Here is an 8,113-nt window from a genome sequence, read left to right as displayed (position 1 = left end):
AGGGGGTCCCTTTTCAGATTGCCGCGGGGTCCCTTTTCATCTTGCCGCTACCAGGCGTCAGGGGCGCGAAGTACACCAGGGTGCGCGAGCTGCCCGTGCTGACCGCGACGTACTGCCGGCCGTCGACGGCGAACGCGATCGGAAACCCGGTGATCGGCGAGCCCAGGTTCACCTCCCACAGCACGTCCCCGGTCTCCGCGTCCAGGGCGCGGAACCGGCCGTTGAGGTCGCCGCCGAACACGAGTCCGCCGCCGGTCGCCACGAGCGAGGTGGTGGCGGCCCGCTGCTCGTACTTCCAGGCGAGCTCGCCGGTCTCCGGGGAGATCGCCTGGACGGTGCCGAGCTGCTCGGTGCCGGGCGCAAGCTCGCTCCGCACGGCGAGCGCATAGAGCGACGTGGCGACGCTGTCGCTGCCGGCCGTGGCCATCATCCGCGCACAGGCGTTGCGCAGCGGGAAGTACATCAGCCCCGTCTGTGGGCTGTAGGCCCCCGCCTCCCAGTCCTTGCCGCCCACCAGGGTCGGGCAGGCCAGCACCGTCTGCCCGTCGCCCGTGAAGACGACCTCCGGGTTCTCGGTGACCGCGCCGGTGGCGCCGTCGATGCCGCTGATCACGTTCTGCGTGACCGTCGGCGTCGCCCACAGGAACTCGCCGGTCTCGCGGTCGAGGGTGTAGACGATACCGGTCTTGCCGGGAATCCCGGTCACGACCTTGCGGACCTCGCCGTACCGCAGCCGCGGATTGATCCAGGGCACGGTTGCCGGATCCGGCGCGACGGCGGTGTCGAGCAACAGGCGCTCGAACGGGTGATCGAGATCCCAGTGATCTCTAGCTTGGCTCAGCTTGACGACGTGGAGCCGCAAAAGGGACGAACGCCGACCCCGTACGAGGAGTTCGAGAACCCCGAGTTCAAGGACCTCAGCGACGAACAGACGGCGCGGATCCTGCGCGCCGCTGCGACGATTGTCGGCAACTGCGAACGACGGGTCGAAGCGCTCGCGCGCGAGCACAACATCTGGTCGAGCATGGCGTGAGCCGACGGATCCGGGATCGCGCATCTCCTCCAGACCGGCCATGCGCACGAGCGCCCCCCGCGTATCGAGGACGACCGTATAGCTCGTTCCGTCCAGCGCCTGCATTGCATCAAGAGGCGATCCGGCGCTTTCATTCTCCACCGGGCCGGTGCTCATCGTCTCCACCGGTCCGCCGACGTGCATGCGCGCCCCCTCCGTGGTCAAGCGGACGGTAACGTTGCCGTCACCGTCGACGGCCAGGACACTCCAGCGTTGGGTGCTCTGCATGTTTCATCGTCGACGTCCCCATGCCCTGCGAGGGGTTGAACCGATTCCCGCCGCGGTCGCGCACTCTTCAGGCAGAGGAGGATTCTCATGACGAGAGCCAGATGGATGGCGCCGACCGGGGAAGGGGTTTTCCATGAATTCCGTCGATGGGGTGACCCCCCATGTGCGGATGCACAGAATCGAGAGGAGATGCTCGACACGTACCGCCGTCGCCCGGTCGCGGACCGACGCCGAGTGCACGTCGTGCTGTGCGCGGGGCTTCTCGTCTTCCTTGCGGGGCGCCCCGCGATGGCTCAGCCCGGCGCCGAGCTCGAAATCGGCGGCGGCTACCACGCCGCGCTGGATCTGGGCGGCGACTGGTTCACGGTCCCCTCCACTCCTACCGTCGACGTTCGGGCCACCCGCTGGGTCAGTGACCGCTGGGGTCTCGCCGCCCGCGGACTCATCGGCCTCGGGGGCGTACTCCGCGGCACGACGAGGGACATCGAGCGCCGGCGCCCAAGCTACTTCCAGATGCTCGTGCGCTACAGGGCCGTCGGCTCGGGGCGGAGCGGTCTGCATGTAGGGATCGGCGGTGGGCTGTGGGGGTACATCCAGGACGGTCGCTTCGATTTCGGCCCCCACTTCCTGGGCCTGGAGGCGCTGGCGTCGAGAGCCCTCACAGAGCGGCTCGGCATCCGGTTCGGCGCCTCAGTGGTCATCCCGCTTCACATTCACCCGACTGTTCTGTTGACGTGGGGGTTCTGAGGCGCTCGGGTCCACCAGCGCGACGCCGCTGGCGACGCTGGGGTCGAGATCGGCCGGGAGCGGACCGCCCGCTCGCTCCGGCCGGGTGATTCGCGAGGCCGTGGGTAAATCCGTGGGGTTCGGTGCGAAAGCCACTGACCTCGGACGACGGCCTTGTTGCCACGGGATTCCATGAACACCCGCGCGTGGCCGTGACAATTCCGACGAGGCAGGGTATGTCCGCCCGTGTCTCCAGGTGTCCGGCAGAATCCGCGCCGGAAAGATGGGAAAAATGAGGGGGGCTCCCAGGCTATGGGAGCAAACACTTCAGATTCAGTGCTTTGCTGGAGATGGGTGGCGGTGAGGCAGGGATTCGAACCCTGGGAAGAGGTTAATGCCCCTTCAACGGTTTAGCAAACCGCCGCCTTCAGCCTCTCGGCCACCTCACCGCACGGGGGAGCGGGTCCCGGAACGCTCCGGAGCCATCCGCACCGTCTACGATACCGCACTTCCTGGCGCCCGCAAAGCGGACCAGCATCAGGGGGCCCGTACCGCGGCCTTGCCGAAAGGCGAAAGCTCGCGTAGCGTGAGCGTGTCGTCGTCGGCGACTCCGGTGCGGACCGGGCACCCGCGCCGTGCGTGTCGCGCCCGGCGTTCCCCGGTACGACGACGCGGCACGGCTTCGCAACCGGTGGTGAGCGCGCCCGCGGTGGCGCGGAGGGCGATGACCCCATGCGATACGGATTCCTCGTGGAGACGTACGAAACCGAGCGCCTGAAGGTGCTCGGCGTCTGGAGCATGTTCCGCGACGAGGACCTCCCGGTTCGTCCGCATGCCACGGACACGCGTGGCCGTAGCGTGCACGAGCAGATGGTGCACCAGTGCGTCAGCGAGGACCTGTGGTTTCGGACGATGCTGGGCATCGAAGCCAGCGTGGCCGCGCTGCCGGAGGTCGAGCGCAGGCTCGATTTCATCGAACGCTATGCCGCGAGCTCTGCCGAGCGGCTGGCCGCGCTGCGATCGCGGCCGGAATCCTGGTGGGAGGGCGAGACGCGCTTCTTCGATTCGACCCGGTCGCGGGCATGGGTCGTCGTCCGACGCATCGCGCACACGTCTCACCATCGCGGCCAGCAGATGGCCATGCTGCGGATGCTCAACCGCGACCTGCACAGCAACTACGGGCCGACCGCCGATACCGGTGGGTTGATGAAGAACGACGCACCGGTGGTCTACGCCTACCCGGATCTCGATGGACTGCTGGCGGGCGAGCGGGCGGGCGGACGCAAGGCGATGCTCCCCGGTCCGGGAGAACGGCCGCCTACCGAGCGGCCCGGGAACTGAGGTCCCGTCCGCCGCTGGTATCCTACCTGGCAGCCCGGCGTGACGGGCGCTGCACGCGCCGCGACGCGCGCCCGGCCGGAGGACCCATGCAGCGAACGTCCAAGCCCGCGCCCGGCGTCGGCCGGCTGGCGATTCATCTGGTGGTCGCGCTGTTGGCGGCCGGTCCCGCCGCGGCGCAGTACGGGGCGCCCGCCAACGGCGAGTGGCCGACCTACGGGGGCGATCTCGGCAGCACGAAGTACTCGCCCCTGGATCAGATCGACCGCGACAACTTCGGCGATCTGGAGATCGCGTGGCGCTGGCTGTCCGCGGACGCCGTGCTGAGCCTGACCATGCCGGACGGCTCGGAGTGGCGCGCCGACTCGCGGTTGATCTTCGCCGAGCTGAACCGCCGCGATCCGGAGCGGTGGCGGGACGGCCAGCCGCCCACCATCACGAACTTCAAGGCCACCCCGCTGATGGTCGGCGACCGGCTGTTCATCAACATGCCGACGTCGGCCGCGGCCGCCATCGACGCGCGGACGGGCGAGACGCTGTGGGTCTACAACCCCAAGAGCTACGAGGAAGGCACCACGACGATGTCCGCCCGCTGGAACCAGCGCGGCGTGGCGTACTGGTCGGACGGCCCGGACCGGCGCGACGAGCGGATCTTCTTCGGCACCGGCAACGGGTATCTGGTCTGCGTCGACGCGAAGACCGGGCGGCCGTGCGCCGACTTCGGGGACGGCGGCCGGCTGGACCTGATGGAGGGCATCCCGCGCGCCGCGCGCGGCGAACGCGACTGGCTGAACGCGCTGCTCTACTCCGTCCAGTCTCCGCCCATCGTGTTCGGCAACACGGTGGTGACGCCGATGTCGATCTCCAGCTACAACATCCGCCGGGAGATGCCACCCGGGTGGATGCGCGGCTTCGACGTGCGGAGCGGCCGGACGCGCTGGACGTTCCACACGATCCCGCAGGGCGACGAGTTCGGCAACGAGACCTGGGGCGGCGATTCGTGGCGCGAGACCGGCAAGGTGGGCGTCTGGACGATGATGAGCATCGATCCCGAGCTCGGCTTCATCTACCTGCCGCTGAACACCGCCGCCCCCGACTACTACGGCGGACACCGGCCCGGCGCCAACCTGTTCGCCGAGAGCCTCGTCGCCCTCGACCTGGAGACCGGCGAGCGGGTGTGGCACTTCCAGGTCGTCCACCACGGCCTGTGGGACTACGACCTGCCCGCCGCCCCGAACCTGATCGACATCACGGTCGACGGCCGGCGAATCGAGGCGGTGGCGCAGATCACCAAGCAGGGCTTCACGTTCGTCTTCGACCGGGCGACGGGCGAGCCGGTCTGGCCGATCGAGGAGCGCCCGGTGCCGACCGACACCGACATCGAGGGCGAGGTGGTGTGGCCGACCCAGCCGTTTCCGACCCGGCCGGCGCCGTTCGACTACCAGGGCGTGGCAATAGACGATCTCGTCGATTTCACGCCGGAGATACGGCAGATGGCGATCGACGCGGTCGCGCCGTACCGCATCGGCCCCCTGTATACCCCGCACAGCCTGCGGGGCACCGTCGTGCGGCCCGGGTTCAGCGCGGGAAGCTGGGGCGGCGCCGCCGTCGATCCCGAGACCGGCATGCTCTACGTGCCGTCGGGCAACCGCTACACGGTCAAGCACTTCCGCACGCCGGCGCCGGGCGAGGACGCCTCGCTGGCGGTACTCGAGGCGCGCGGCGCGCAGGCCCACCGCCCGCAGATGCCGCAGGGGTTGCCCCTGTTCAAGCCGCCCTACTCGCGGATGACGGCCATCGACATGAACACGGGCGAGCACCGGTGGATGCGGCCGCTGGGCGACGGCAACCGCATCCGCAACCTCCCGTTGCTGCGCGACCTCGACCTGCCGCCGCTGGGCGGCGACAGCGGACGCATCGGTCCGGTGCTGACGAAGACGCTGCTGATCCACGCGCTGACTGCGGGCGGCACCGACGACGGCCCGCGCCTGGTCGCCTTCGACAAGGCGACGGGCGAGGAGATCGCGTCCGTCGACCTGCCGGGCGGCGCCATCGGCACGCCGATGACCTACCTGTCGGGCGGGCGGCAGTACATCGCGCTGACCGTCGGCGGCGGACGCGTGCCGGAGCTGATCGCCCTGGCGCTGCCGGCCGGCGATCCGGAACGGTGAGGGCCGGGCGGGCAGGACCGCCGGGGGCTGGAAGTCTGCGCCGCAGAAAGGCGCAGACTTCCAGTCAGGCCCGGTTGGGCGGCAAGCGGAGCCGAAGGCGACAATTGTCGGGCGCGAGCGCCGGCCGCCGTGCCGCCGGTGACATAATCGGCTGCAATCGCCAACACCGAGGAGGGGTCATGCTCGCATCCGGCTGGCCGTCGTTCCCGTATCGCCCGGTGCTCGTCACGTGCGGCCTGGTTGCCGTCGTCCTTGCGGGTGTGTGCGTGCCCGCCGTCTTCGCGCAGGAGCCGGACCGCATCCGGCCCGTCACCGACGCGGAGCTGCTGGACCCGAGCCCCGACGAGTGGCTGATGTGGCGCCGCACGCTCAACGGCTGGGGCTACAGCCCGCTCGATCAGATCGACCGCGACAACGTCGGCAGCCTCCGGCTGGTCTGGAGCCGCGCCCTGGCCAGTCAGGGCCGCCAGCAGGGGACGCCGCTGGTCCGCGGCGGCGTGATGTTCATGCCCAACCCGCAGGACACCATCCAGGCCATCGACGCGGTGACCGGCGACCTGATCTGGGAGTACCGCCGCGACCGGCCGGACGATCTGGGCGACTACATGATCGGCAGCCTGATCGACACCAACCGCAACATCGCCATCCACGGCGAGCTGATCTTCCATACCAGCATGGACGACCACCTCGTCGCCCTGCACGCCGAGACGGGCGAGGTGGTGTGGGACACCCAGATCCTCGACTACACGGTGAACCCGGCCAACCAGACCTCGGGCCCGATCGTCGCCAACGGCAAGGTGTACTCCGGCCGGAGCTGCGACCCGCGCGGCGGACCGCACGCCTGCGTCATCACCGCGCACGACGCGGCAACCGGCGAGGAGCTGTGGCGGACGCGGCTGATCCCGGGGCCGGGGGAACCGGGCGACGAGACCTGGGGCGACGTCCCGTTCGAGGAGCGCGGCCACGTCGGCTCGTGGATGGTGCCGAGCGTCGACCCGGAGCTGAACCTGGTCTACGTCGGCACGTCGGTCACCTCTCCGGCGCCGAAGTTCATGCTGGGGGGCGCGGACCTGACGCACCTCTACCACAACTCGACGCTGGCCCTGCACGGGGACACCGGCGAGATCGTCTGGCACTACCAGCACATGAACGACCACTGGGACCTGGACCATCCCTTCGAGCGGCTGCTGGTCGACACGGCGGTGCGGCCGAACGCGGCGGCGGTGAGCTGGATCAACCCGCGCATCGAGCCGGGCGAGGAGCGGCGCGTGCTGACCGGCATTCCCGGCAAGACGGGCATCGTCTACACGCTCGACCGCGAGACCGGGGAGTTCCTGTGGGCCACCCCCACCATTACCCAGAACGTGGTCAGCGGCATCGACGGCGCCACCGGCCAGGTGACCGAGAATGCCGAGCTCATCTTCACCGCCAGCGGCCAGCAGGTGCTGGCCTGCCCGCACGCCAGCGGCGGCAAGGACTGGGAGGCGGGCGCCTACTCGCCGCGGACCAACACGATGTACATGCCGTTGCGCAACGTCTGCGCGCGGATGATGGCCGAAGACCCCGACAACCGGACCAACCGGCTCTACGCCATCGCGTGGCGGTCGGAGCTGGCTCCCGGCTACGACGACGTGGGCAGCGTGCACGCGATCTCGGCCGAGACGGGCGAGACCATCTGGAACTACCAGCAGCGGGCCGCCACCATGGCGCTCGCCGCGACCGGGGGCGGATTGGTATTCGGCGGCGACGTCAACGGCCGCTTCCGCGCCTTCGACGACACGACGGGGGAGATCCTCTGGGAGATCAACCTCGGCTCGCCGGTCTCCGGCTTCCCGGTCACCTTCGCGGTCGACGGCCGGCAGTACGTGGCGATCAGCGTCGGCACCGGCCGCTTCCTGGACCTGACGCCGGAGCTGCGGCCGAGCAGCGGCAACAACCTGTTCGTTTTCGGTTTGCCGTGAAGGCGCCATCCGGTTGGCCGGCGCCACCGCGACCAGCATGCGCGGCTTGCGAGCCGGCATCCGGGCCAGCCAGGGATTCTTCGTGTCGCGCCACGCTGTTGACAAGGCAAACGCTCTCCGTTTACCCTGCCACGCGCCGGATTGGCCCCGAGCTCACGATCTCGTCGATTGCACGAAAGAGAGGACCCACCCATCATGAAGAATCAACTACATCCTGTTCTGACCGCGGCCTGCGGCCTCGCCCTTGCCGCCATTGCGACGTCAGCTGCAGCGCAACCGATCTCCGAACAGGCTGTCGTCGATGCACAGGAAACTTGGGGCGAGGGTATCGTCGCGATCGCCAAAGTCCATGCCGATGGCGGCGACTACACCGCCCGTGCGACGGAACACATCAATGACCTCTATGCATATGGCGAGACCAGCGTCATGTTCAAGCCGACCATGGCAGCGGACGATCAGTTCCGTGAAACGCATGACGAAGCTCTGAGCTATTTCATTGGGCAAGACGGAACGGAGGACAAGGGGTTCGCAATCTCGGGCTGGACCAATGTTCGGTGGGAGAGCAACGGCATCTACACCAACGACGCCTCCGCAATGGCCATGGGCAACTACTACTT

At 69.0% G+C, this 8,113-nt stretch carries 6 protein-coding genes and 1 tRNA gene; 5 read left to right on the top strand and 2 right to left on the bottom strand.

Features of this window, described 5'->3' with window-relative positions; genetic code table 11:
- Positions 1 to 13: 13 nt before the first annotated feature.
- Entirely contained in the window at positions 14 to 1,300 is a 1,287-nt protein-coding gene (locus F4X11_22425; protein ID MYN67749.1) for a PQQ-binding-like beta-propeller repeat protein, read from the bottom strand.
- Positions 1,301 to 1,489: 189 nt separating this feature from the next.
- Between F4X11_22425 and F4X11_22420 the strand changes: the two genes are divergently transcribed.
- Positions 1,490 to 2,047 carry a hypothetical protein gene (locus F4X11_22420; protein ID MYN67748.1) on the top strand — a complete coding sequence of 186 codons (558 nt, stop codon included), beginning with the start codon at positions 1,490 to 1,492 and terminating at the stop codon, positions 2,045 to 2,047.
- A 334-nt stretch (positions 2,048 to 2,381) separates the two neighbouring features.
- Here the strand turns inward: F4X11_22420 and F4X11_22415 are convergent.
- Positions 2,382 to 2,475 (bottom strand) — tRNA-Ser (locus F4X11_22415).
- A gap of 283 nt (positions 2,476 to 2,758) precedes the next feature.
- On the opposite strand from F4X11_22415, the gene F4X11_22410 reads away from it, so the two are divergent.
- From F4X11_22410 to F4X11_22395, 4 genes are all read left to right on the top strand, one after another.
- Positions 2,759 to 3,367 carry a damage-inducible protein DinB gene (locus F4X11_22410; protein MYN67747.1) on the top strand — a complete coding sequence of 203 codons (609 nt, stop codon included), beginning with the start codon at positions 2,759 to 2,761 and terminating at the stop codon, positions 3,365 to 3,367.
- Between the two features lie 86 nt (positions 3,368 to 3,453).
- A complete protein-coding gene (locus tag F4X11_22405; protein MYN67746.1) occupies positions 3,454 to 5,535 on the top strand; it encodes a pyrroloquinoline quinone-dependent dehydrogenase in 2,082 nt (693 codons plus the stop codon).
- Positions 5,536 to 5,714: 179 nt separating this feature from the next.
- The gene (locus tag F4X11_22400) at positions 5,715 to 7,496 is read left to right on the top strand and encodes a PQQ-binding-like beta-propeller repeat protein (GenBank protein MYN67745.1); all 1,782 of its coding nucleotides are present in this window, start codon (positions 5,715 to 5,717) and stop codon (positions 7,494 to 7,496) included.
- Between the two features lie 195 nt (positions 7,497 to 7,691).
- A partial coding sequence (locus F4X11_22395; GenBank protein MYN67744.1) for a phosphoribosyl-AMP cyclohydrolase occupies positions 7,692 to 8,113 on the top strand: 422 nt, incomplete at its 3' end.

Source organism: Acidobacteriota bacterium (assembly GCA_009861545.1).
Taxonomy (GTDB): domain Bacteria; phylum Acidobacteriota; class Vicinamibacteria; order Vicinamibacterales; family UBA8438; genus WTFV01.
The sequence above is the reverse complement of the archived record's forward strand: the minus strand, read 5'-3'. Positions and strand labels throughout refer to the sequence as shown.

Coding starts and splice junctions, on each gene's coding strand:
- F4X11_22425 (MYN67749.1), bottom strand. CDS start 1,300: ATGCAGAGCACCCAACGCTGGAGTGTCCTGGCCGTCGACGGTGACGGC.
- F4X11_22405 (MYN67746.1), top strand. CDS start 3,454: ATGCAGCGAACGTCCAAGCCCGCGCCCGGCGTCGGCCGGCTGGCGATT.
- F4X11_22420 (MYN67748.1), top strand. CDS start 1,490: ATGCTCGACACGTACCGCCGTCGCCCGGTCGCGGACCGACGCCGAGTG.
- F4X11_22410 (MYN67747.1), top strand. CDS start 2,759: ATGCGATACGGATTCCTCGTGGAGACGTACGAAACCGAGCGCCTGAAG.
- F4X11_22400 (MYN67745.1), top strand. CDS start 5,715: ATGCTCGCATCCGGCTGGCCGTCGTTCCCGTATCGCCCGGTGCTCGTC.